The organism is Pseudoruminococcus sp., assembly GCF_047012705.1.
In the GTDB taxonomy this organism is placed as follows: domain Bacteria; phylum Bacillota; class Clostridia; order Oscillospirales; family Acutalibacteraceae; genus Pseudoruminococcus.
The window spans coordinates 16,846-19,386 of sequence record NZ_JBKXNW010000008.1 but is presented as its reverse complement, the minus strand read 5'-3'; the positions used below and the strand labels follow the sequence as shown (position 1 = coordinate 19,386).

Here is a 2,541-nt window from a genome sequence, read left to right as displayed (position 1 = left end):
TTTGAAAAGGCTCGAGCGAAACTTTTAATTTTCTTGGGAAAGTCTATAAAATAATTTGGAGGAATCTAAAATGAGTAAAAAATTAGTAGCGTATTTTTCTGCAAGTGGTGTAACTGCAAAGTTGGCAAAAAGACTTGCTAATGCAGTAGATGCTGATATTTTCGAGATAAAGCCCGAAAAACCATATACCACCGCAGACCTTGACTGGACAAATAAGAAAAGCCGTTCAAGCGTAGAGATGAGCGATAAGAGCTTCAGACCTGCTGTTGCCGAAAAGCTTGATAATATCGCAGATTATGATACTATTTATGTAGGATTTCCGATATGGTGGTATGTTGCCCCTACAATTATAAATACATTTCTTGAGCAGTACGATTTAACAGGCAAAACAATTATACCTTTCGCAACCTCAGGCACAAGCCCTATGGGAAAGACAAATTCAGAGCTTGCACCATCTTGCAAGGGTGCAATTTTGAAAGAGGGCAAGCGTTTTGAAGCAAATGCTGACGAAGCAGAACTCAAAAAGTGGGCAGATAGTATCCGTTAGGAGTTGAAATAGTGTATCGAATCTTTATCGTTGAGGACGACCCTACAATGTCCATAGCAATGAAAAAGCAGATAGAGTTATGGGGTTATCAAGTAAAATGTGCGAAGAATTTCCAGAATATAATTTCAGAGTTTACAGAGTTTGACCCACAACTTGTATTGCTGGATATTATGTTACCATTTTATAATGGTTATCATTGGTGCAGTGAAATAAGAAAAATCTCAAAAGTCCCGATTATGTTCATATCCTCAGCATCAGATAATATGAATATCGTAATGGCTATGAATATGGGCGGAGATGATTTCATTGCTAAGCCTTTTGATTTAAATGTTCTCACAGCCAAGATACAGGCGATTCTAAGAAGAACCTATGATTTCTCAGGAAATATTTCTGTCTTAGAGCATAAGGGTGCGATACTCAACCTTAATGATATGACGCTGACATTTAAAAATAATAAGCTTGAATTAACAAAAAATGAATTTCGTATTCTTCAAATGCTTATGGAGAATAAGGGTAAAACTGTAAGCCGAAATTCTCTTATGGTTCGTTTGTGGGAAAGCGATATATATGTTGAAGAAAATACTCTTTCCGTAAATATAAATCGTTTGAGAAAAAAACTTGATTCTATCGGTTTGAATGATTTTATTCGTACAAAATCAGGCAGTGGATATATAATCGGTTCATAAGGTGAAGTCTATGAAAAAAAGCTTTTTTAAGATACTATTTCGCTACCTGCACCAATATCGTTTGATACTTATTTTCTTTGCTGTATTTATAGTAACATTTATAAGTGTATTTTTTGCATATGGAGTTTCATTAGAACCAATTTTTTATGCGTCTATGCTTTATCTTATATTCAGCTTGATTTTTTTAACTGCTAATTTTATTCCGTTTTATAGGAAACATTGTCAGCTTGAAGAAATTCGCAAGAATATAGATGTACTTATAAATGATTTGCCCGAACCGAAAAATCAGATAGAGGAAGATTATAGTAATATGCTAAAGGCACTTTGGCATATTTATACGGACGAGCATAATCAATCGCAAATTAAGCAAAAAGAAAGTATAGAGTATTATACAACATGGGTTCATCAGATAAAAACGCCAATTTCAGCTATGCGTCTTTTCTTGCAAACAGAAGATACAGAGCAAAATGCCATGCTTTTAACAGAACTTTTCAGAATAGAGCAATATGTAGAAATGGTATTATGCTATTTCAGAACGGATAGTTCATCAAGCGACTTTGTTTTCAAGGAATATTCGCTTGATAGCATTATCCGACAAGCCATAAGAAAATATGCACCGCAATTTGTGAGAAAGCGAATAAGGCTTATATATGACGGCACAACTGAAAGAATAGTAACAGATGAGAAATGGCTCTTATTTGTTATAGAACAGATACTTTCAAATGCGATTAAATATACCACAAAGGGCAGTGTCACAATAGCTGTAAATGACGGAATAATTTCTATTTCAGATACAGGAATAGGCATATCCGAAGAAGATTTGCCAAGAATATTCGAGAAAGGCTTTACAGGTTATAATGGCAGAGCTGATAAAAAATCCACTGGTTTAGGCTTATACTTATGTAAGAGGATTACAGATAAGCTTTCTAATGAAATATCTGTTAAATCCGAGGTTGGCAAAGGCACAACTGTAATTATTAAAACAACTGTTTAGCTAAGCGGCAAGCCTCCGTTCACAAGACACTCAAAATTTAGGTCAAGCCTTTGAAAAGGCTCGAGCGAAACTTTTATTTGTCTTAGAAAAGTCAGTCAACAAATTGTAGAAATAAACTGTGTTTGCCCGTTCGGTAGTTACTTCGACCGCGGCAACCATCTTCCATCACTTACTACGAGCGAGGCAAAGCCGAGCGATTCCGCGTCTTGGGGGCGGCGGCTCGCCGCCTCGAGCGAAACTTTTATTTGTCTTAGAAAAATCAGTCAACAAATTGTAGAAATAAACTGTGTTTGCCCGTTCGGTAGTTACTTCGA

At 35.9% G+C, this 2,541-nt stretch carries 3 protein-coding genes; all 3 read left to right on the top strand.

The features are described from left to right. Nucleotides 1-70: 70 nt before the first annotated feature. From ACLU24_RS08910 to ACLU24_RS08900, 3 genes are read left to right on the top strand one after another with little or no spacing between them, the layout of a single operon-like run. Nucleotides 71-547 carry a flavodoxin gene (locus ACLU24_RS08910; RefSeq protein WP_412612051.1) on the top strand — a complete coding sequence of 159 codons (477 nt, stop codon included), beginning with the start codon at nt 71-73 and terminating at the stop codon, nt 545-547. A gap of 11 nt (nt 548-558) precedes the next feature. Further along, a complete protein-coding gene (locus ACLU24_RS08905; RefSeq protein WP_412612049.1) occupies nt 559-1,233 on the top strand; it encodes a response regulator transcription factor in 675 nt (224 codons plus the stop codon). Between the two features lie 10 nt (nt 1,234-1,243). Further along, nucleotides 1,244-2,227: a sensor histidine kinase gene (locus tag ACLU24_RS08900; RefSeq protein WP_412612048.1), complete on the top strand. Its 984-nt coding sequence runs from the start codon at nt 1,244-1,246 to the stop codon at nt 2,225-2,227. The last annotated feature ends 314 nt before the right edge of the window (nt 2,228-2,541 follow it).

Excerpts from the sequence above, each read along its gene's own strand:
- ACLU24_RS08910 (WP_412612051.1), top strand. The coding sequence starts at position 71 with ATGAGTAAAAAATTAGTAGCGTATTTTTCTGCAAGTGGTGTAACTGCA.
- ACLU24_RS08900 (WP_412612048.1), top strand. The coding sequence starts at position 1,244 with ATGAAAAAAAGCTTTTTTAAGATACTATTTCGCTACCTGCACCAATAT.